Source organism: Rhodococcus sp. APC 3903 (genome assembly GCF_030407755.1).
In the GTDB taxonomy this organism is placed as follows: domain Bacteria; phylum Actinomycetota; class Actinomycetes; order Mycobacteriales; family Mycobacteriaceae; genus Rhodococcus_F; species Rhodococcus_F erythropolis.
The window spans coordinates 1-22,309 of record NZ_JASDCV010000041.1; the positions used below are offsets into that span (position 1 = coordinate 1).

A 22,309-nucleotide genomic window follows, 5' to 3' on the forward strand; every position below is an offset into this window, starting at 1 on the left:
CCACCCGCGCAATACCAGAACATCGACTACCAGCCGCTGCCGAACTGGGACTACGACACCAACACCTACACGCCGCCCACCGACACCACCCCGACCGACTACACCCAACTCCATCTCCCCGGCCCCGTCGACGTCGTCGCACCAATCATCGCCCCCCGCGACACCCTCCGCATCGGAACCTTTCACATCGCACAACCGAACTGGGTCTCCGACGCCGACCTCGAACGAACCAACAACACCACCGCCATCATCGAATCCGGAGTCGCCACCGGCTGGAACTCCCTCGGCGTCCCCGTCGACAAAGCCAGCCGCGACGCCGCCACCCAAGTAGGCGGTGCCGCCGCCGGAGCACTCGCCGGAGGAATCGGCCTCGCGACCCCGTTCGCCATCGGAGGAGCGCTGATCGGCGGCACCGTCGGCGGAAACATCGGCCTCGGACTGGGTTACGTCTTCGTCCCCGGAATCGGCTGGGTAGCAGGCGGTCTCGCCGGAACCGCCGTCGGCGCCGGTACGGGCGCACTCCTCGCCGGCGCCCCCGCATTCGTTCTCGGCGGACTGGGCGGAGGAATAGCAGGATTCACCGCCGCCGTCGCGTACGGCGCAGGTGAACTCGGCGAACCCGTCGAAATCGAGGTCCCCGACGTCGACCAACCCTCCGTCACCAGCCAGACCCAGGACACGCTCACCGACTGGGAGAACTCCGGCCCCATCGGCGAGACCGCGGCCACCGCCGTCCGCGACACCGTCGCCGCTGCCCCCACGATCGACCAGCAGGCCCGCGACTTCGTCGCAGCCCAGCCCGGAGGCGAGCAGATCATCGAACACGTCGACACCGCACTCACGGAATTCCTCACCAACGCCACCCCCGGCCTGGCGTCCTCGCTGATCAGCGCCGCAGTCGGCGCGGGTATTCCGGCATAGCCCGCATGATCAGAGCCCTTCAGGGCGGGCGGCAACGCGCCGCCCACCCTGAACTTGTCCATGCGCCACTGCAGAACAAGGCGCGAGCACCGAAGGACGACAGCGATGACGAACACGACAAGGCACTCCGCAGTGATCGACCTACTCGGCGGCACGCCCCACGGGGCAACCGCTGACACGACTGCAACAGGGACCGCACCTAAGCCTCCGACAGTGCCGAAGCGTCCGCGTAAGAGGGATTCCCGATCGCCCCGCCTGCGTTACGTCGCTGCCCTGATTGTCGTGGGCACGCTGCTCGGTTGGTTCGTCCTGCGTCTCCTCTCCGGCAACGACGAGCGCGCACAGGAAAGAATCGCCGACGAGACAGACACCTCGGAAACGGCACCTACCCTCGACGTCACCCCACCCGCTCTCGGCGCTGCACCCACGGCTGAGATCGATCCGACCGCATGCCGCACCGACCCCGGTGACCAGAAAAGCGGCCCCGGAGTCATCGCAGCGTTCGAATACGCCTACTACGTCACCCGCTCCGGAACAGCCGTCCGTGCACTCGCCACCCCCGACACGTCCCTGCCAGCGAAGGAGAAGATTCAAGCCGGAATCGACACCGTCCCAACGGGAACCACCCACTGCGTGCGCATCACACCGATCTCGGCCGGTATCTACTCCGTCGCTCTCACCGAAATGCGTCCCAGCCAGCCGCCCACACAGTTCCCCCAGACCATCGCCACCGAAGAGCTCGACGGTCGCTGGTTCGTCGACGTCATCAACTAAACCGGCACCAGTTCCACACTCGCCAAGGAGATTTCGTGAACACGAGAACACTGATCGCGGGCGATACATCCTCGCCCGTCATCTTGCACGTCCCGCACGCCTCGCGCGTCATTCCACCCGAGATCCGCCCGTCACTGACCGTCACCGACGAGCAACTCGCCGCCGAACTCGACGAGATCACCGACGCACACACCGACGTGATCGCACAGCACGCCGCGCAATCAGTGACACCCCAGCCGTGGACACTGCGCAACGACCTCTCACGGCTGGTGATCGATTCCGAACGATTCCCCGACGAACGCGAAGAACTCAACGCCGTCGGCCGCGGCGCGGTCTACACCCGAACCTGCAACGGAGACGTCCTGCGCAACGCCGACAACACCGCACGAGATGCACTGCTCGATAACTACTTCCATCCCTACGCCGCCGCGTTGTCCGACCTCGTGACGGACCGCATCGCCGCCACTGGCCGCGCCGTGATCATCGACGTCCATTCCTACCCGACAGGGCCGTCGGCGTACGAGCTGCACCCAGATGGACAGCGTCCCGCGCTATGTATCGGCACCGACCCGAACCACACGCCGCCTTGGCTTATAGAGGCCGCCTACGCCGCGTTTTCCCCGCTCGAGGACATCGGCACGGATACCCCATTTTCCGGCACGTACGTACCCCTCGACCGCTACAACACCGATCCCCACGTGTACTCGGTGATGATCGAACTGCGCCGCGACCAATACCTCACCGATAAAGGCGAACTCGTCGACATCGCCGCCGAAAACCTCGGCGCCATGCTCGGCCGCCTCGTCGCCGCGGCCGATCGGGGGAGCCGATAGATGTGCCAGAAGTACCCCGGCCCCCGCTGCACCCCGCACGTGCGAGCACGACTCGACAGAGCCCGCCGCAGGCTCGACGCCGCCCAGACGTTGTTCGACGCGAACCCGGCGATCACCCGGAACCGACAACGATTGGACACTGCGAAAACAAACCTCGACGCCAGATCCGCCGAATACGACGCGACCCCCGGTGGGCAAACCGAGTTGCGCACTCAGCTCGGCACGGAGGACGATCCAGGTAAGCGAGAAAAGCTGCAGCATCGCCTCGAAACAGGCAAAGCGCTACGTGAACAGCAGATTAGAGCAACAACAGGCTTCTTCCACAACGACCCGAAGGACAACAGCAATGGCCACGAACGAGACGCCGACCCTGACGCAGGAAGAGCGCGAAGCGTTCTGGCGTCGGTGGGGATGGAGCCCGGAGTTGCCGGAAGCCGAGCGCTTGGCGATCGAGCAGGAGTGGCACGACACGGCGATCGAATTGGCGAAGTTCCACGGCTTCTGATCGACGACCGGCACATCACGCCGGTCGCAGTCCATCGACTGCAGGACGAGCGCGCCCAGCGTCTTCGCAGTCTGGGGGAAAGCACACCAGAGCTGTACGAACTGCATCCGCGCGATGCCGCCACATACCGGCGTCAAATGGAAACACTGCGCGAGGGCAACAGGTTTGCCGCTTCAGTCTATGTGTACAGCGACGACGAATACGCAGGGATGCGGCTGCTCGTAACTGACGACGGTCGATCCGGTATCGCGCTTAATAGCGACGAAATCGTCTCCCTCTACGCACATCGTGACAGTAGCCACCCCGGTGCCGCGAATTCGATGCTTGAGACTGCCGTCGCCGCAGGTGGCCGGCGGCTGGACTGCTTCGACACCGTTCTACCTGCCATCTACGCGAAGTCCGGTTTCGTCCCCGTCGCGCGTCTTCGATGGAACGACGACTACGCCCCCGACGACTGGGACTACAACACATACGCGGCGTTCAATGGTGGACGTCCTGACGTGGTCTTCATGGCCCACGACCCGGCATCGGCGGATTCGCGCTACCAGCGCGGGTCCGGTCGCTACGTCGACTCGTACGACGACGGAATCGGCGCGGTCCGCGCCCGGCTCGGACGATAAGAGATGGGTCGGCACAGCGCCCGGGCCCGCCCATCGGTCCTGTGATTACGACGACGATCTGAACTGGAAGCTTGTCTAGTCCGATCAGAATCGAGTACTCAAAAATTGCCGGACCGACCTTCTTCTCCTGCCACCTTCCGGCCGTAGCGGTCGGTTGGCGGGTCAAACGCGGCAGCATCGCGCAAGCGAAAATGCCGCACGCACTTCATATATCCGGACCTGATAGGGGTGTCAGTAATCGAAGACATCGAGGTCGGCGACGGTTCCAAAGTGACCAGCAAGTGCCCGAAATGCAACCGGGCGAACGTAGTACGCCGGGTGCATAAGAAACCGACGTATCGGTGCGACGACTGTCACGCGGAATTCGAGGAACCAGTTCTCGGAGAGAAAGCAGTGACGACGTACCGCAGTAGCCACAGCCAATCCTGGATCAACCTCGCGGGCGTTCTCGACGGAAAGACATTGAGATCGCTGTGCGTACACCCCGGCGAGCAGAACAGCTTCAGGCGCCTCCGCTGGGACGACTTCCGGCTGGTGGTGGAACAGGCGGTGCAGGGCAACCCACTTCGCATCCTCGACGTCACCTCCGCACAGTTGGCAGGTGGGCACGTGGTCCGGCCGGTGCGTGTTCGAGTCGGTCAGGCCGCCTTCAGAGCCAAGATACTCGGTGAATACGGATCACACTGTGCATTCACGGGCCCGTGCCCGATTGCTGTACTTGAGGCCTGCCATCTGTACAGCTATGCCGATGTCGGCGAGCACAAGGACCAGGGAGGTCTACTTCTGCGTCGAGACGTGCATCGACTTTTCGATCACGGCTTGCTCGCCGTCGACGCCAGTGGCGTGATCGATGTGGCCGCCGAGGTGCGAAACTATCCAGCCTATGGCGATCTGCACGGTTCTTCGATCAACGTGAAACTCACTCCGAAGCAACAGACGTGGCTCGATAATCACTGGTGTGAGTGGCGAACGGCGTAGTTCCTTTTCCCAGTAGGACAGAGTGGCCGCAGATAGGAAATCACCCGATCTGCTGCACAAGACGTAACCGGTTATGGAATGCTGTGGGCACGCTTCTCAACCCAAAAAGTCAAGGATCGTCTGACAATGTCCATGCGCGGTACCGGAACTCTCATATCAACCGCGTGGCGGGAGGTAGTCCCGCGGTGGAAGTTGGCGATCGCACTCGGATTGTCTGTACTCGCTCTCCTGGGAACTATCGCTTCTTATTTCAATGGGAAAGGTATTGCAGGTTCAATAATCGGTCTGGGGTTTGCTTTGATTCCGGTGCTCTATCTCTCTCATCGGCATCGGAATTCACTCAAGAGCGATTCGAGCACTGGCACACAAATCAGCCGAAACTGGCTTCTCGTGGGGATCCCGGTCCTTGCAGCCTTAGTACTCGGGTGTGAGCCACTCGACGACACATCGGAACCACAACGCGATCCTGATGCGGTGATGATCGACGTCACCGGGCAGGTGCTGGACGATGCAAAAGACAATCTGAAAGCCCTGGAAGTTAAGGTAAAGACAATCGACGACACCGGTGGCGGACGATCGGTGATCCTTTCCAAGAACTGGACCGTCACAAGTCAGAGCATCGCCGCTGGCGACGTTCTCGGCGATCGAACCGAGGTGGAACTCGGTGTTGTCAAGACTGGCGAAAGCAAGAAGCCGGATATGCCGGACAACGACGTGGTTCAGCCTGTGGAACAAGAACGCCAGGAGCCTGAATTCAATACGCCAGTTGGTGACAGGGACCGAGAAGTGGCTGATGAAAGTTTCATTCTCTACCTTGATCTCAACAACATCCCCTACGGGGGTGACCGTGAGACCGCCATCCATTCAGGTCGCCTGACCTGCGATTACATCTCGTCAGGGCAATCACCCGAACTTAGTGTCATCGTCAGCATCAGGACCGCGCAGGAATCGGGGTACACCCGCACGCAGGCTGAGCAGATTGTCGGGTCCGCGGTTGGCGCATTCTGTGCAGAGTACTTGTACGCCCTCAACTGAGCCTCTGCGCGTGGCGTCGGAAGATAGTTCGGCTCCTGCGCGGATTCACTTTGGTGATTGCCCGAAGCAGATCTACGCCATCGATCATCATCGCCGCTGTCAATTGCGCCTTGCTTGGGGTGGTACGTCCGCGAGTCGGCGGCCGATCCCCTTCTCGCCGCGGTTGATCAGCTGATTCTCGTTCCCACCAAACGCCGATTGATCGCAGGCGACCTATGCGGCGCGCCCGATGCATGAATCGGACTTCCGTGCAGGCAAGATTGTGTGTTGAGCACGGGTTGTTATCGCGGAGGGTTGGGTTGTCATGGGTTCAGTGCACGAGGTCATCGAGGCGTTTCGGCAGGCTCCGTCGAATTCGGAGCGGGGTACGAAGTTCGAGCAGTTGATGGTCCGGTACTTCGAGCTCGACCCGTTGCTCTTGCAGCAGTACGAGAAGGTGTGGCGCTGGATCGACTGGCCCGGCCGCAAAGGAAAGCCCGACACCGGTATCGATCTAGTTGCTCGCGAACGCGACACCGGCGAATTCACTGCCATTCAGTGCAAGTTCTACGAACCCACCACGACTCTCTCCCGAGGCGATATCGACGCATTTTTCACCGCATCGGGCAAGACTCCGTTCTCCAATCGGGTCATCATCTCCACCACCGACAGGTGGGGGAAGAACGCCGAAGAGGCACTGGAGGGGCAGTCGATCCCGGTGCAGCGCATCGGGTTGGCCGAGATCGCGGAATCTCCGATCGACTGGGACATCGCCTGGCCCCAAGGGGAGCTGCAGGTCAACCTGTCGGAGGCGAAACGTCACGAACCCCGCCTGCATCAGCAGACCGCGATCGACGCTGTCTTCGCAGGCTTCGAGAAGGGGAGCGACCGCGGCAAGCTGATCATGGCCTGCGGTACCGGCAAGACTTTCACGGCACTGAAAATCGCGGAACGCGCCGCATTGGAGAACGGCGGCAACGCCCGCATCCTGTTCGCGGTGCCATCGATCTCCCTGCTCTCACAAACCCTGCGGGAATGGACCGCGCAAACCCAGCTGGATCTGCGGGCGTTCGCGGTCTGCTCGGACACCAAGGTCTCCCGGTCCGCCGAAGATTTCAACATCCACGACGTCGCAATCCCCGTCACCACCGATCCGGTGAAGCTGGCGGCGGAGATGGCGCACCGTAAACGCGCCAAAGGTTTGACGGTGGTGTTCACCACCTACCAGTCCCTGCCCGCTGTCGCGAAAGCACAAGAGCTGGGGGTAGATCCGTTCGACCTGGTGATCTGCGACGAAGCACACCGCACCACCGGCGTCACCCTATTCGGGGAGGACGATTCGAACTTCGTCCGCGTCCACGACGCCGAGTTCCTCAAGGCCACCCGCCGGCTGTACATGACGGCGACGCCGCGAATCTTCGACGACACCGTCAAGGACAAAGCCGAAGAGCATTCCGCCGAGCTGACCTCGATGGACGATGAAACCGTCTACGGTCCCGAGTTTCACCGACTTTCGTTCGGTGCGGCCGTTGACCGGGGTCTACTCACCGATTACAAGGTGATCGTGCTGACCGTCGACGAATCGTTGATGGCGGCGCCATTGCAGGATCAGCTGGCCGGGGTGCACAGCGAACTGCGTCTCGATGATGCCTCGAAGATCATCGGCTGCTGGAATGGTCTCGCCAAGCGTGCCGGTGAAACCCCAGAAGGCACAGGCTTCGCGCCGGGGGAGGCGCCGATGCGGCGCGCGGTGGCGTTTGCGAAGGACATCGCCGCGTCCAAGCAGGTCGCCGAAGTGTTCCCGACGGTGGTCGACGCCTACCGTGATCTGCTCGAGAACAGTGAAAGCGACGGCGGCGCTGTCGATTCCACCAACCTGGACCTGACGTGCTCGGTGCGCCATGTGGATGGCACGTTCAACGCTTTGCAACGCAACGAGCAGCTTTCGTGGCTCAAAGCTCCGATCCCGGAGGGGGAAGCCCGGATCCTGACCAACGCTCGCTGCCTCTCCGAGGGCGTGGACGTTCCGGCGTTGGATGCGGTGATGTTCCTCAACCCCCGTAACTCGGTGGTCGATGTGGTGCAGTCCGTGGGCCGGGTGATGCGCAAATCGGACGGCAAGGATTACGGCTACATCATCTTGCCGGTCGCGGTACCGGCCGGTGTCAGCCCGTCGGAGGCGCTGTCGAACAACACCCGCTTCAAGGTGGTGTGGCAGGTCCTCAATGCGCTCCGCGCACATGATGATCGGTTCAACGCGATGGTCAACTCCATCGCGTTGAACGCGACGTCGGACAAGAAGGACGGCAAGGGCAACGACCGCCTGCTCGGTGGGCACATCGGAGCACTCGTCGAGGTTGGCGAGAGCTTCGACAACAACGGCAACGGCAATAGCGGTAGCAACGGTAATGGCGCCGACGGAACGGGTTTCGGCGACGGTTCGGCCCAGGGTGTCGCCGACGGCACCAACACCGGCGACGGTGGTGGGATGGCGACGCAGATGGCACTGTTCTCCCTCTCCGAATGGCAGGAAGCGATCTACGCGAAGATCGTCGAAAAGGTCGGAACCAAGAAGTATTGGGAAGACTGGGCCGGCGATGTCTCCGAGATTGCTGCCACGCAGATCACCCGCATCAACGCCCTCCTCGCCGGCGCCAACACCGCCGTGGCCGAAGAGTTCGAGCGGTTCCTCACCGGATTGCGCGACAACCTCAACGACTCCATCAGCCGCGACGACGCGATCAGCATGCTCTCCCAACACCTGATCACCAAGCCCGTGTTCGACGCCTTGTTCGCCGAGCACGACTTCGCCTCCCACAACCCCGTCTCACGGGTGATGCAGTCCATGGTCGACACTCTCGATGACAGCGGTCTGGAAGCAGAAACCGCCAGCCTCAACGACTTCTACGCCTCCGTCCGGGTCCGCGCTACGGAGGTGACCAGCGCCGAAGGCAAACAGAAAGTCATCGCGGAACTCTACGAGCGGTTCTTCAAGATCGGGTTCAAGAAGCAGTCCGACGCCCTCGGTATCGTGTACACCCCGGTGGAGATCGTCGACTTCATCCTCCGCGCCGCTGATGCGGCACTGCGGGATTCGTTCGGCCGCGGCCTCACCGACGAAGATGTGCACGTCCTCGACCCGTTCACCGGGACCGGCACATTCATGACGAGGCTGTTGCAATCCGGGCTCATCAGCCCCGATGATCTGGCGCGAAAGTATGCGAATGAGTTGCACGCCAACGAGATAACGCTGCTCGCCTACTACGTGGCGGCGGTGAACATCGAAACCACCTACCACGCACTCGTCGGTCAAGACGGCGACGCGACGTACATGCCGTTCGAGGGCATCGTCCTTGCTGATACCTTCCAGATTACCGAAGACGGTGACACGATGGATGCGATCATGTTCCCGCAGAACAACGATCGCATCATCCGGCAGAATGCCACCCCCATCAACGTCGTCATCGGAAACCCGCCCTACTCGGTCGGGCAGACGAGTGCGAACGATCTGAATGCAAACGTCGGCTACCCGACGTTGGACGCGCGTATCGCCGATACCTACGCCAAGCGCTCAACCGCGACCAGCCAGCGGACGCTGTACGACTCCTATTTGCGCGCATTCAGGTGGGCCACGGACCGCATCGGAGACTCGGGAGTGGTGGCCTTCGTCTCCAACGGCGGCTGGGTGGACGGCAACACTGCCGACGGTATTCGGCTCAGTTTGGCCGAGGAGTACTCGCGTATCTATGTCTACAACCTGCGAGGGAACCAGCGCACCGCCGGCGAACTCTCCCGCAAGGAAGGTGGAAAGGTCTTCGGCTCCGGTAGTCGCAACACCGTCGCTATCTTCATCGGGATCAAGAACCCGGCACACATAGGCTCCTGCGAGATCCACTACCGCGACATCGGCGACTACCTCACCCGCGACGACAAACTCCGCATCGTCTCCGAAGGACAACTGGACACTGTCGACTGGCAGTCCATCACCCCGAACAGCCACGGCGACTGGGCAAATCAGCGTGACGATAAGTTCACGACGTGGCCGGTAATCGGTGACAAGAAATCATCAGGAAAGATCGTTTCGGTGTTTTCTCGCCATACGATTGGCCTTAACACCAGTCGTGATTACTGGGTATACAATTTTTCACGCCCTAAGCTTGACGTACATGTCCAACGGCTGATCGATAATTACAACTCTCAGCATCCATCATTCGCCGAGTTCTGCCGGACAAACGGGGTAACTCGACCGAATGAGGCGACGGTTACCGCATATCTCATAGACCACCCGGGCGCCGCCGCACCCGACGCTATCAACTGGTCGTCAAGCCTCAAGATGCGTTTTGCGCGGCACGAACTTGCTGTGTTCGCTTCTGAAGGTGCCCGAGCTGGGGCGTATCGCCCTTTCAGTACTCAACAGGTCTATTTCGACGCTTTTCTGAACCACCGACGTGGTGAACTCCCGGCTATGTTTCCTACTCTGCACCACAAGAATACGGGGATTTACCAGGTCGGAAACGGGTCCTCTGTGCCATTTTCGGTTCTGATGACTGACAAAATTCCCGATCTCCACGTGACAGGAGCCGGCAGCGGTGGCCAATTCTTCTCTCGCTGGACGTACGAGAAGGCCGAATCCTCCGACGGCGGGCTCGATTTCGCATCGGCTGACGAGGAAGCCTTCGACGAGTGGGGGTACCGCCGTGTCGACAACATCACCGACGTCATCCTCACGCTCTACCGCAAAGCAATCGGCGACCAAGTCACCAAGGACGACATCTTCGTCTACGTTTACGGTCTCCTACATGATCCGGCGTACCGTGAGGCTTACTCGGCCGACTTGACGAAGATGCTCCCGCATATCCCGACACCCGAGTCCCGAGAGCGTTTCGAGCAGTTGGCCACTGCCGGCCGCCGTCTGGCAGATCTGCACGTTGACTACGAGAGCGTCGATCCGTATCCCCTTGACGTACAAATCAAGTCGGGCGCATCGGCCGGTGATCGTGAGACGTGGCGTGTGTCGAAGATGAAGTGGGGCAAGAAGAAGGACCCGGAGACCGTCAAGAATGTCGACGACCGAACCTCGCTCGTCTACAACCCGAAGGTCACCATCTCCGGGATTCCTGAGGAGGCTGAGCGGTACATGCTCGGGTCCCGGTCGGCACTGGCATGGATCATCGATCGTTACCAGGTAAAGACCGACAAGCCCTCTGGCATCGTCAATGACCCCAACGACTGGTGCGACGAGCACGACGACCCGACCTACGTCGTTGAGCTAATCAAGCGTGTCACTACCGTGGCGGTGGAGACGATGAAGATCGTCGACTCACTTTGAGCGGTGACTGCATCGTAGGAGTGAGTGAATAAGTGAGTGCGTGATGTGATGGTCGCGATTACCAGCGCGCGCAACGATGATGAGGTCGGTCTCCGGTCATTTAAATCGTAGGAGCCAAGACATAGATGTGTGGTGACAAGTGAACCGATTCCCCAAGGAAAACTGACGTGACAGCCGGGCCGCATGTGCAGGCGTTCGACCTGAATATCGACACAGTGCTTGAGCATTGGTCGCTCGCCTTTGCGATCCGAGAGATCATCGCGAACGCGCTCGACGAACACAAAATCACCGGAACAACTGAACCAGTGATCGAGAAGGTCGAGGATGGCGCGTGGGAGATTCGGGATTTCGGACGAGGACTGCGCTACCAACACCTCACGCAAAACGAAAGCACAGAGAAACAGCACCATCAGGACGTCATCGGCCAGTTCGGTGTCGGCCTCAAAGATGCACTCGCAGTCTTCGAACGCAACGATGTCGGTGTGACGCTCCATAGTGCACACGGCGACATCAGCACAGGGAGACAAGCCAAGCCAGACTTCGGCGATATCGTCACCTTGCACGCGTTGGTGACTGCACCGGCCGACCCACAGATGGTGGGTACCCTCGTCAGGATCACGGGTATCGCAGACACCGATGTCGAGGCAGCCAAGGAATTGTTTCTCAAATTCTCCGGAGACCTTCACCTTGAGCAGACCCGTTTCGGGGAAGTGCTTGAACGCCGCCCAGACAGTGACGGGGACGGGTGTACGTCCGAGGTCTGCTCGTCGCAGTGGAGCCGCGTTTCTTATTCTCCTACAACATTATTGATCTCAATGCGCCGCTGCGTCGGGCGCTGAACCGTGAACGATCCAACGTGGGACGAACCGCCTACAGTTCACGCGTCAAAGACATGCTCATTGCCTGCACGAGCCGCGAAGTAGCGGAACCACTCACCGTCGATCTTGCTGGTTACGCAAGTGGGACCATTCACGCCGAACTGGACTGGAAAGACGTCAAACTGCATGCGTGCCGGGTTCTGCAGACGAATGACAAAGTCTTGTTCATAACGGCCAGACAGCTCGAGCAACGCACACCGCAGCTCGAATACGCGAAAGACGACGGATATCGGGGCCAGTCAGCGCAGGTCCTTGCGTCAGCGAGTGCTCCATCGAGTTCGCAGCGCATAACAAGACTAATTGCAGACGCTTGGCGTTAGCCGGAAATGGGCGTTGTGACAATGGGAATCGATCGATTCCCGTTGTCGGCGACTTTTGATGCCGGAACATGCCCAATTCTGGTGTGACTCGTGAGGTGCCGGCATTCACGACTTCGTGACCTCGATTCGGTCCACAGCAATAAGTGGCTGAGCGTCTCATTGCGACCGTGCGACCCACAAAACCGACACGGTCGTGACGGTGCCCAGTGTGTCGCGGTTTTACCGATCTCACCTTCCCATGGGTCGGTGAACTTGGCATCGCGGAGTCTCTGCTATTCATCCGGGATGGATACATGGACGATCTACGCCCCATATCTGACGTTGACAGTGACACTCTTGGCATGCGCAGCGATGCTCCGTGACGTCATCCATAAGCTCACACCCCAGAGTCGTGCAATCACATTTCTCGCCGGCCTAGGGCATGCCATCGTTGTTGTCGTACTGCTCGGCTTCACCTTGGTCGCGTTCTACGACTGGATCGCTCAGTATCGTGATGGGGTGAGGACGGGCAATGCGCTTCTTCTTCCGATCGCCGTAGTCTCTGGATCGTGTTTTGCTGCAGCCCTGATCATGTGGGGGCGAAGTATCGTTGCGGACTTCCGTAGTCGTCGGAGCGATCGGATGGAGGCCGAACAAGCAGCGGTGTTGTTGCAAGCCCATATGAGTTGGTACCAAGAACAGTCGTAGTTCGGCGACGCCAAAGCGTCGGTGGTGTCACCGCTTCATAGGGTTAGGCGATGGTCTATCGCACCTACACCGTAGGTAGCCGAAGCGGTGGGACTTCGGCTGCTGCGAAGACTAAATGTTTGGCGAGCCGTAACCAGCGTCATCGAGTCCTTTCGGTCAATCAGGCTAGAGGCGACGCCTACCAAACTATGGGGCTGTGGCGTGTTGCTCTCAGAGCGTGCGCACGAAGCGGCGCCGAGTCGTGTCAGATGGCAGCGAGTACGGGTCACCGGAACACGCGAGCTGCATGACATCTTCTTCGTTCCGAGATCTGCAGTCAGGGACGTCTTGTCGGTGCGCGACTATATGGTGGCGCCGTGACCCTCGCGGACGTGACGCATGATTCGGTTCTGAAGGCTATCGCGGAGTGTGATGAGCTCGGGCAGGAACAGTTCCTCGCCAAGCACGGTTTTGCCCCCGCTCGCCTCTACAGGATTCGACACGAAGAGCGAGAATACGATTCGAAAGCGATCGTCGGCGTGGCTCACGGCTACGCGACCGGGCAGATTTTGGACGCAGCGCAGTTCTCCGGCGGCCAAGCTACGGTCGTGCGGATTCTTGAGGCACTCGGATTCACATTCTCTTCCAACCCAGAATCGAATTCCGCTCCACGTCGGGCGTGGCTGGTGATGACGAAAACCGAATACCGGCGACTCGGTGGAGGAGAGAAGTACGACGACGACGCTGCTAGTCACTACAGCTGGGACAGTAACGTCGCCAACTCACGCCAAGTGTCACCCGGCGATGTCATCGTGCTCTGGGATCAAGTCGATCTCATCGGTGCATCCGTGATCGAACGAATCGACCACGGAGAGAAGAACAAACCCATCGGCCGCTGCCCAACATGCGCCACCACCAACTATCTGGAGCGGAAAACACTTTTGCCGCGCTTTCGTTGCTATGACTGCGGAGAAGAATTCCCGACCCCGACCTTCACCGACTCGACTGTCAAAACGTTCCGCACGACACACGATCAAGGCTGGGTCGACCTCGCCGGCGCACTCGATGCGAAGCAACTTCGAGCCTTATGCGTGAAGTCATACTCGCAGAACAGTATTCGAGAACTTCGGTGGGATGAATTCGCAGCAGCGATCAAGGGAACGACGCCGGGAGAGCCGTTGACGATTGTCGAGGCGACAAGCACACAACTTGCCGGTGGCCACACCACTCGCCCGGTGCGTGTTCGTCTCGGACAACCTGCTTTCCGCGCCGAACTGATCCGCCGGTACGGCGCGAACTGCGCCTTCACCGGTCCCTCGCCGGAAGCGGCGCTCGAAGCGTGCCACCTCTACAGCTATGCCGAAATCGGCGTCCACGAAAACGAAGGAGGGTTATTGCTGCGCCGCGACCTGCACCGACTGTTCGACCATGGGCTCATCGCAGTGAATGAACTCGGGACGGTCGACGTGGCTGAAGAAATCCGTAAATACCCGCTCTACGATTCACTGCACGGGGCGCCCCTGACCGTTCCCATGACCAAGAAGCAGACGGTGTGGTTGCAGCGACACTGGCAGGAATGGCGAGCTCCTGCATAACCGGTGAGGGGATCACTTTGAAGAGGTCTAGACAATGGGGTCAGCTCAAGTCACATCTCACCTATGTCGGTCGGGTACTACGCGGCTGCTCGACCGTCGGGCTCCTAGCGCTGAGGAGTTGGCATCGCATGGCTGCTACGAGCGACGGCAGCGATGGCGCAATACAAGGTTTGGAGCTATTTTCTACTGGCGCTCCACTGCAATCCCCAGCGGTAGGCCTTTGAGACCTCGGATTGGGTTCCGTTGATGTAGCGCACTTCTCGGGTGACCGTGAATTCGTTTTTTTCGTTCTTGAGCAAAGCGGTGGCGCAGGATCTGCAGGTTCCCATCCGCGTAGCTCCTACCCATAACAGAAGCTGTCGTCCTTGCGATTCCTTGCGCTCAATATGACCACCAGTGTGCAGGGAAGGAGGGCCGTTTTGTCCCAGCGTCACCCTCCGCTCCCCGCTTACTGGCCTATACGACGTTTACGAGTTGGCGTCCTTGTGGACGAGTGGTCGATTCTCCTGGACTTCGTCGATCCACCGACAGAATGTTGATGGCATCGGCCGACTGCTTCAATTTTGGAGTTAGTCGAGAAAGTAGGCGAGGACTTTCTCGTCGGAATTCAAGACCTCTTCCGATGCCACCCCGAGATCGAGTGCGAGCTCTACGGATCCGAGGAGGGCGACCTCTATGTCAGGGGAGAAGGCCCGTTCGAGCAACCCGAGGTAGTCGGACATGCTCGCATCGAGCTTCTCGATGAGCTCCCGGTACTCAGCGGCGAGTTGCTCGTCGAGCGCCCGCTGTTCGCTGACGTAGTGCGCGATCAGCGCCGCCTCCCTCTGGGAGAGGGAGGACGAAACGGCCTTGTACATGATGATTCCAACGGTGTTGCCGATCACGGCGCCGAGCACAGGCACTGGGATGAGAGCCTGCCCGACGGAGGAGGACAGGGCGCTGACGGCGGTCTCCAGGCAGACGAGCTCCGCGTTCTCGATGAACTCGAGCTCGTCGATCTCGCCACGACGAAGCTTGTTCGCCTGCTCCGCGACGCCGAAGGCCGCGGTGACGATCGAGCTGGCGACGGCTGCGGAGGTGGCGGTGAAGTTCGTCAGCCAGTAGATGCTGAACCCTCGGACACCGCCTTTGGCGACGCCGAAACCGCCTTCGCCCGCGATGTCGGCCCAGTCCTCGCCAGTGAAATCTCTGAGCTGCGTGCCAGCACGGCGTTTCTCGACCACGGCCAGCGCCAAGGCAGTCCCGCCCTCGATCGCGGCGGCCGCAAGCGTGGCCTTCGCGCCCTCCCGCAGGGTCGGGCGGCTTTCCCGGTAGGCATCGCCGCGCAGGGACTGGTCGGTGGAGCGGAGGGAACCCTCCTCCGTCATGAGCGTCGCGCCATAAGCACCCCTCTGCACCTCGGAGTACTCCAGGTGCGAGGGTTCGAGGGACTCGATGCCGACAGATCCCTCCGCGAAGAAGGCTTGGATCCGGTTCCAGTCCTTGAGCGATGGGCCGTCACCGCCGAGCGTCAGGAGCTTGCCAGCATCCTCGCGGGGCATGGCGCGCAGCTTCCGGATCACCTCGAAGTGGTCGCGGGGAATCTGGTATTTTCCACCGTTTTCGACGAAGTCGGGATACTTCGCGAGATGGTCCGCGATCGCGCCGAGTCCGAAGCGGCCGCCGGCCGCGACGAACTTCTGCTGAATCTCCACGCCGCCGCGCATCAGGTCCACGGGGCCGTTGTCATTGACCCACTGGTAGACAGGGCCGTTACCGAGGATTTGGCTGCGAGCGTTGCCGACGCCCACCTCCGCGACCTCGGCGATGAAGCCGTGCATGCCCTTGACTCCGCCGCGATTAGCGGCAACCACCTCGAGGTCGATTCTCCGCGTCGCGTCGTGGAGGCTGGCGAGCGCGTCTTCGAAGTTCACGTCCTGCCGATTGAGGGCGCGCAGCAGGTTGTCCAGTCGGAGCTGGTTGAGGTAGTTCACCCAGGCAGCGACAGCCTGTTCCTGGTTGCTCTTCCCTAGTGTTGCCGCGTCACTCACCTTCGGGGTCCTGCTCGATTCGCTTGCCCAGCAAGGCCGCGCCTGCCTTTGTGTTGTTCACCAGCGCGGCGAGCTGGGACTGCTGCGGCGCAGACAACGCGCGGAAGTCGGCGCCGAAGTATCCCAGCGCTTCGCCGTAGCTCTGCAGGAGCAGTTCACGAAGAGAGGCAGTGCGCCGGAGGAGGTCATCGATCTGAGCGTCCATGCTCTTGACGAGCGCAGTGTTCTGCTTCACCGCCGTCAGCGCCTCCTGTTGCGCTGCACGGTTCTCGAACTTGTTCTTCGCGAACAGCCCGATTGATGCGAGGAGGGTGGCCCCTGCGACCGTCCAGCCGACGGGGCCGGCGAGAGCGAGCAAGGCGCCACCTGCCGCAGTGCCTCCGCCTCCGGCCGCGATGGCTCCTCCTCCGAGCCAGGCCAGAGCAGCCTTGGTCGCGACCGCTCCAGAGAGAGTGGAGATCGCGGTGCCGGTCGATGCGGTGCCGAAGGTGGTGGCGACCCACAACGCAGCTGTCGGAGCCATGCTCGCGACCGCGGCGCCCGCGGTGAACCCAGCGCCTGCGCCGGCAGCCGACTTTCGCGCGGCTTCGAGGTCCTTGCGTGCGAACTCCTCCGCCACCAGGAACTCGGTCTTGTGGACGTCGATCTCGTCGAAGTCGGTCTCGAACGACTTGGGGGTGTGAGCGACGCTGTTCACCAGCAGCTCGACGAGCTCGATCAGATCCGTCGAGCGTTCGCGCTGGCGTAGGAGAGAAAGGCCCTTGTCGTTCATCGAAGTGAACGCGCCGTTGTACTGGGCTATGGCCTTCTCGTAGGGGTCAGGCGTCTTCGTGGTCAGCTTCCCGCCAGTGCCTCCGTCGACGTCCTCGAGGTCGCTGGTCTGCTCGATCGGCTGCTTTGAGCTATTCCGCGCGAACTTGCCGAATCCGCCGACAGCCTTGTCCAAGCTGCCGACAGCCTTGTCCAAGCTGCCGACAGCTTTGTCGAAGCCCTGCTTGGCCCTGTCCATCCTGAGCGGTTCAACCATCGAGATCTCCGAACTTCGTCGCTGTGTCCTGGCGACAGGACAATATCGGACACGCCCGACAAAGTGGACGCACCGGTTGGTTTCGAAGTGGCTGGCTTCGTCATGATTCCCCCAACTACGGCGACCCCCCGATGCCGTTTCGGGCGACCACGGTGAAGCTCTCGTCCGAATTTGTAAGGGGGAAAGCAAGTTTCGCAGAGATTCTTTGGAGATGTACGGAATTGGTGTGCGCGGTGATAGGGCCGTGCCCGGCAGAGACCGTCGAGGCTGCCCACATTCGTGCGTTCGCCAAGCATGGCATTCATGAACTCAGGGACGGCATCTCGCTACGCGCCGACATCCACCAGTTGTTCGGCGCAGGTCGGATAGCGATTGATCCGGACAAGCTTGTTCTAGTTACTTATCCAGGATTGAATCGGTACCCGAACTGCCGGGAACTGTGAGGAACCCCGGTCGTTCCGGGGCCTGATCCAGCTGCGCTGCGCGAGCGCTACGAAGCTACTGTTCGGTCCTGGTGATCGATGTCCGGTCAGCTCCGAGTGGTTGGTGGATAAACCTCCGTTGATCTGTTCAGCGTGTGTGGTGGTTGATTACCGTCCCCGGAGGAAAGGGGTTGGCGAGGCAAGAACGGGAACGTTGTAACCGTTTTCGTCGAGGAGTCGTGCAGTGGCATGGAGGTCCTCGGCGAGCTCGGTCGGGGTGTTTCGCGGTGTTTGTGCCAGCACAGTTGCCGAAGCGCTTCGTTGACCGCGTACTGGTGACCTTGCTGTTCATCGACTGCGCCGTCGCGGCGGCCAACGGCGGCGGAGATGATCCCTTCTATCACGCGACCGCTCGACGTGGCAAGTGGTCGGAGAAGGACGGCTCGAACTTCGCGTAGTCGACCTCCTGCCACCTCAGGAACGGGCTAGTGGGTTCCAGCTCCTTCGAAGGCGTCTCGTCATAGCTGCGCAGACGCCACGTGGAGCAGTCTTGGAAGCAGATCGAATATCCCCCTGATCGCTCCCGTATCCCTTCCAATGCTCGAACTTGTCTCCGTCCATCGAGCCGGAGGTGAAGAACAGATCGACCGACTCGATCTCGACAGATAGACGGTCGACGAGATCATCGACCGCCTCGCGAGGGACAGGGGCCGCGAATTTTGACGAATCACGGTAGTGCTGCGAGGTGCGCCGCATCTCCTCGACTTGTTCTTTGTTTTCCGGCGCTGGGATCGTTTGGCCTTGTCGGACCCGCGGCTGTGGGCACGCCAGCCCCCACCGTCCGGGATTTTCCGACTTTCTTGATGTCGACGTGCACCATCTGACCGGGCCGTTTCGCGACGATGACCTGTGGTTTTCGGTTGGTTTCGCCGTTCGGGTCGATGAACCGGCGACGATTCAGCCCGAGGTTCCGCAGGATTTTCGTGACGGTTCGGCGAGCGATGACGATGCCGTCGGTACGCAGTTCGAACGTGATCCGTGAGGCCGACCATTTCCGGGTCCGTCGCATCGCTTCGATCTCGGACACGATCTCTGCCGCTGTGGCGGTCGGGTGGTGTATCGGTGCGCTGGATCGGTCCTGTAGTCCCAGTTCACCGTACTTGCGATACCGGTTGACCCACTTGGAGGCGCATTGTCGGGAGATGTCCATTTCGGAGGCGACGTGGGCGATCGGACGACTCTGGCACCGCTCGATCAGACGCCTTCCTTCCACGTTCAGTGGAGCATTACGGTGTGTCACAGGGCTGGTCCTTCTTGGTCGAGAACGGCTGTGTCGCAATTCCCATTCTCGCGCCGAGGACCAGCCCGTCTACTTCAGGGCCGCGTCAGCAACGTCTATACCCACATCATTGACTCGAAGCGTCGACTACAGGTTTTCCTCCGTCGATCGACTTGGCGAGCTTGTCGAAGAGTAGTTCGACTCGAGCTTTCGTTGCAGAGTCCACGGTGACAACCTCGCCTCGTGCCAATACTTCCATCATTGAGTTCAGCTTTTCCTTCTTCGTCAGTTTTTTACCCGCAGCGGGACGGCTCCCAATCGCAGTCGCAATGGAAATGCTATCCGTATCGCTGAATAAGTCTTCTATCTCTTCAATTTTGTCGTCATCGCAGATCTCAGGCAGTATCAAGCACCTACTGGAAACAAAATGGCCAAACTCTTCGATATATCGTCTGCGTTGTTTCATTCCCTCGGCATCTCCATCAAGTAAAATAACAAAGTTCTTTCCCCAGCCAATATAAAGGCGTATCAAGGGTTCAAGTGATCCGGCGCCACCCCCCGGTATGAATTTTAGTTCCGTTTTGATCTTTATTACATCGGCCATATATCTCAAGTAATAAAAGTCGGACTTACCTTCCACCAGTACGATCTCGTCAATCGGTTCTAGTCTAGATGGCTGGTAGTCGAGCATGTCGAGAACAGGTTGAAAGTAGGACAGTTGGTCCGGATTTTCGTTGACAAACCTTCTATAAGGGACTGTGGATATCGATGTATTTGCGCTCATGTTGGCTTCGATATACGAGTCAAAATCCAGGGATCCAAGGGCAGTATTCTTGACGACCTTAGCATCGTCCAGCCATTTAATGTTGATTAGGTGATGGCTGTGCGTTGTGTATACCAAATGGCACTGGCTGGCTAGATTCTCGAAGCTCTTAAGCAGCTCTGCTTGCGCTTTTGGGTGGAGGTTTGATGCCGGTTCATCCAAAAGGAAGATCGGACGGCTAGGAGTGGCTGAATCATCGCGGAAGCTGGTCATAAGTAGAAACATAAAAAACCAGCGGAACCCTAGGCTTCTCTCGGCCAGGTCATAGTATCCGTCTGGACCCTTAATTCGTAAGGTCAGGAAATTCGAGTCGTCTCCCTCAGATGCCGCCTTAATCTCGACTTCCCCGAGGGGTGCAGACCGACCTAGTATTCGATTCCATCCACCAAATACCGTATTTCCGACGTACCTACTCATCTCCAGCAAGAGAGCTTCAAGGCTTCGTTGATCCATCCAGTCTTTGGATCTGAGCCTGGTTACTATATGATCCTCGATATTCGCTCCCGCACTAACTCGTGAAAGTATCTGATCGAAGGTACTTCTGTAGAAACGGTTCCTGTCGGAATTTTCGTTTCCCTGCGAATCTGTGGTTGCCGAGAGTTCGAACCGATCGGGTAGGTCAAATAGAAAATTGGGGAAGTACCAAATTCGTGGAAGTCTGGTAGCAAGAAACTTGACGGATCCCTGCCATTCTGGAGTTGCAGCACCGTATTCCCTTTGCTTGCGCTCCAGTCCTTTAAGGCCTGCGAGTTTCAGTCCCCACGCAAGGCGCTTTTTTTCAAAACGCGAGTTTTTGAACAAGTACCGTTCAGTGATATCGAGGGTTTCCGGGGCAGAAGCTGAGCTAAAATTCCAGTTTTGTTTCAAGTATTGAATAAAGGCGCTTTTGTCTCCCGCCTCTAGCGCAACTTTTGCGGTAATTGTTACCTCGCCATTAAAGTTGGCGCGTTGCGCAATGGGTATCCATTGAACTGGATCCCGCAGAGACTTTAATTCAGGACTTATGCTATCAATATCGGCGTCACCATACGAGAAGCAGAACATCGCTTCAAGTAGCGTGGTCTTGCCGCTCTCGTTCAGGCCAATCAATGTGGTAACCCCGCCATTTATTTTTATCTCAGCCGAATCTATTCCCTTAAAGTTTGAAAACTTGAAGCTCTGATAACGCATGACACCTCCGATAGTGCATCCGACGGTGCCGGATTCTTGTCAAATTCTAACGCAACGACACTCGTGTACAAGGACCGTCAGCTATTTCGATCAACCTTCAGCCACAACAGCTGGAACGCGCCGGAAGAAATCGCATAGCTAGTGGCCGGGGGCGCGACCAGTTCGATCACCACGGTGCCAATACGGTGGTCACCTACCGATCGGGGTTCTCACCGATGCGCTCGACTTCGCGATAACGTCAACCTATTTGACGGTGTGATCTCAGTCGATCAACGCACTGTCTCACACTGGGTAGCCTCGGGCGTTCACGGTAATTCACCGTAATCCCTTGCCACCACCAAGAAATATTGACTCTACCTGGGATAACTCGACTTGCGACTGTCAATGACAGTTAAAAAATCCAGAAAAGGGAGCACCGCTCTGGTGAGCAAGAGTGCTTCCTGCTACCCGAAACTCTCCGTCGCACCACGGGCAACGCACGTGTCGCAGTCCGGAGTTATTACGCTGATCCGAACTGCCGAAATAGCCGGTCTGCCCGCAGCTAGTCCGCAGCGTCGTCGCCATGGCTCAGACCCTCTGCCCAGCATGATCCGGCCAAGATCATTCTCGACCTCGCACTCGTCCTAGCGCTTGGCGGTGGACTGCCCCGCAGCACGAAGGACAGCGAGCTACCCCGGCGAACACGCACCAGATCACGACATCGATGCGCATCGACCTCTGGTCGTCGACCTCAGGCCATCCTGTACCGGTTTCCGAGGGCAACCCAAGCTGCGTGGCTCTCGCCTGAACGTAGACAATGCGCACCAGACCCGTCAACGCGTTGACGGGTCTGGTGCATTCACCCTGTCATCTGTTCGCGGGCGATCGTAAGAACACGAAGGGCCACAAGCGATCCGACAATGCGTGGTTGGCGGCGTGCGTGTCGATACCGGGGTGTGTGCGGCAGCTGAATGGCTCGGTTTTGCTGGCCTCCGTCAGCGGAGTGAGGCCGGCAATTTCAAAACTGCTCCCCGGAAGCCGGAACTGAATTTCTCAGTCCAACTTTCGGAGAGCAATTCAATAACTCCGCCAGTATTTCGCCAAAGGCTCGGATGAGCGTGCACTCGAAAACCGAACATGAGCGGG

Annotated in this window: 15 protein-coding genes and 2 pseudogenes; 13 read left to right on the top strand and 4 right to left on the bottom strand. The window is 59.5% G+C overall.

All coding sequences use genetic code 11. From position 1 onward, the window contains the following. The 10 genes from QMA15_RS30680 to QMA15_RS30725 all read left to right on the top strand — a co-directional run. Nucleotides 1-921 (top strand): insoluble domain protein (locus QMA15_RS30680; protein WP_290288453.1); only part of this gene is annotated, 921 nt, incomplete at its 5' end. A gap of 105 nt (nucleotides 922-1,026) precedes the next feature. Further along, complete coding sequence (locus QMA15_RS30685) at nucleotides 1,027-1,695, top strand: hypothetical protein (protein WP_290288456.1); 669 nt, start codon at nucleotides 1,027-1,029, stop codon at nucleotides 1,693-1,695. Between the two features lie 35 nt (nucleotides 1,696-1,730). Further along, nucleotides 1,731-2,528: an N-formylglutamate amidohydrolase gene (locus QMA15_RS30690; RefSeq protein WP_290288458.1), complete on the top strand. Its 798-nt coding sequence runs from the start codon at nucleotides 1,731-1,733 to the stop codon at nucleotides 2,526-2,528. Next, entirely contained in the window at nucleotides 2,529-3,653 is a 1,125-nt protein-coding gene (locus QMA15_RS30695) for a GIY-YIG nuclease family protein (protein WP_290288460.1), read from the top strand. 393 nt (nucleotides 3,654-4,046) lie between these two features. Next, nucleotides 4,047-4,631 carry an HNH endonuclease signature motif containing protein gene (locus QMA15_RS30700; protein WP_290288462.1) on the top strand — a complete coding sequence of 195 codons (585 nt, stop codon included), beginning with the start codon at nucleotides 4,047-4,049 and terminating at the stop codon, nucleotides 4,629-4,631. 192 nt (nucleotides 4,632-4,823) lie between these two features. After that, nucleotides 4,824-5,666, top strand: coding sequence for a DUF732 domain-containing protein (locus QMA15_RS30705; protein ID WP_290288464.1), 843 nt, complete (start codon nucleotides 4,824-4,826; stop codon nucleotides 5,664-5,666). Between the two features lie 304 nt (nucleotides 5,667-5,970). Then, entirely contained in the window at nucleotides 5,971-10,974 is a 5,004-nt protein-coding gene (locus tag QMA15_RS30710) for a DEAD/DEAH box helicase (protein ID WP_290288466.1), read from the top strand. A gap of 167 nt (nucleotides 10,975-11,141) precedes the next feature. Then, complete coding sequence (locus QMA15_RS30715; protein WP_290288469.1) at nucleotides 11,142-11,813, top strand: hypothetical protein; 672 nt, start codon at nucleotides 11,142-11,144, stop codon at nucleotides 11,811-11,813. A 644-nt stretch (nucleotides 11,814-12,457) separates the two neighbouring features. Then, on the top strand, nucleotides 12,458-12,859 hold the full coding sequence (locus QMA15_RS30720; RefSeq protein ID WP_290288472.1) for a hypothetical protein: 402 nt from the start codon (nucleotides 12,458-12,460) through the stop codon (nucleotides 12,857-12,859). A gap of 356 nt (nucleotides 12,860-13,215) precedes the next feature. Beyond that, nucleotides 13,216-14,433, top strand: coding sequence for an HNH endonuclease (locus QMA15_RS30725; protein WP_290288473.1), 1,218 nt, complete (start codon nucleotides 13,216-13,218; stop codon nucleotides 14,431-14,433). A gap of 569 nt (nucleotides 14,434-15,002) precedes the next feature. On the opposite strand, the gene QMA15_RS30730 is transcribed toward QMA15_RS30725, so the two are convergent. Together QMA15_RS30730 and QMA15_RS30735 are read right to left on the bottom strand one after the other, a co-directional pair. Then, nucleotides 15,003-16,463, bottom strand: a complete 1,461-nt coding sequence (locus QMA15_RS30730) for a hypothetical protein (RefSeq protein WP_290288476.1) — start codon at nucleotides 16,461-16,463, stop codon at nucleotides 15,003-15,005. Further along, nucleotides 16,456-17,490 (bottom strand): hypothetical protein, encoded by a 1,035-nt coding sequence (locus QMA15_RS30735; protein ID WP_290288481.1) that lies wholly within the window; start codon nucleotides 17,488-17,490, stop codon nucleotides 16,456-16,458. The genes QMA15_RS30730 and QMA15_RS30735 overlap by 8 nt, the downstream gene beginning before the upstream one ends. A 131-nt stretch (nucleotides 17,491-17,621) precedes the next feature. Here QMA15_RS30735 and QMA15_RS32895 point away from each other — a divergent pair, with 131 nt between their 5' ends. Next, nucleotides 17,622-17,933, top strand: coding sequence for an HNH endonuclease signature motif containing protein (locus QMA15_RS32895; RefSeq protein ID WP_356702923.1), 312 nt, complete (start codon nucleotides 17,622-17,624; stop codon nucleotides 17,931-17,933). A gap of 266 nt (nucleotides 17,934-18,199) precedes the next feature. Next, entirely contained in the window at nucleotides 18,200-18,370 is a 171-nt protein-coding gene (locus QMA15_RS30740; protein WP_290288484.1) for a hypothetical protein, read from the top strand. Between the two features lie 318 nt (nucleotides 18,371-18,688). Here QMA15_RS30740 and QMA15_RS30745 read toward each other — a convergent pair. Together QMA15_RS30745 and QMA15_RS30750 are read right to left on the bottom strand one after the other, a co-directional pair. Continuing rightward, nucleotides 18,689-19,212, bottom strand: a pseudogene (locus QMA15_RS30745) (leucine zipper domain-containing protein); the annotation flags it as partial. A 106-nt stretch (nucleotides 19,213-19,318) separates the two neighbouring features. Beyond that, nucleotides 19,319-21,184 (bottom strand): AAA family ATPase, encoded by a 1,866-nt coding sequence (locus tag QMA15_RS30750; protein ID WP_290288486.1) that lies wholly within the window; start codon nucleotides 21,182-21,184, stop codon nucleotides 19,319-19,321. 423 nt (nucleotides 21,185-21,607) lie between these two features. Between QMA15_RS30750 and QMA15_RS30755 the strand changes: the two are divergent. Beyond that, nucleotides 21,608-21,916, top strand: a pseudogene (locus QMA15_RS30755) (IS1380 family transposase); the annotation flags it as partial. Nucleotides 21,917-22,309: the final 393 nt, after the last annotated feature.